The organism is Tritonibacter sp. SIMBA_163 (genome assembly GCF_046535935.1).
Classification (GTDB): Bacteria; Pseudomonadota; Alphaproteobacteria; order Rhodobacterales; family Rhodobacteraceae; genus Epibacterium; species Epibacterium scottomollicae.
Window position 1 is genome coordinate 1 of the sequence record NZ_JAWJBP010000420.1, and the last position, 273, is coordinate 273.

Here is a 273-nt window from a genome sequence, read left to right on the forward strand (position 1 = left end):
AGCGGGCGAAACAATTGTCGACATTGGCTGCGGGAATGGCTTGCTGACATTAGAACTTGCCAGAGCGGTTGGATCAGAGGGCAAGGTAATCGGAGTTGATCCCAGTCGCGACATGCTTGGCCCGGCCAAAGAGCGGTGTAGGGCGTTTGACTGTGTTGAAATCCTGACGGGCACCGCCAATAGTTTGCCAATTGAGACGGCTCTGTTGCGCAAATCAGGTTTTGAGCTGGCTTCCCCTTTCCCCAGACGGACTTATCCTACGGGCTCTGTGAT

Annotated in this window: 1 protein-coding gene; it reads left to right on the plus strand. The window is 54.6% G+C overall.

All coding sequences use genetic code 11. The features are described 5' to 3' along the window. Window positions 1-13: 13 nt before the first annotated feature. On the plus strand, window positions 14-273 hold a 260-nt coding region (locus R0J92_RS22970), incomplete at its 3' end, for a methyltransferase domain-containing protein (RefSeq protein ID WP_411053369.1).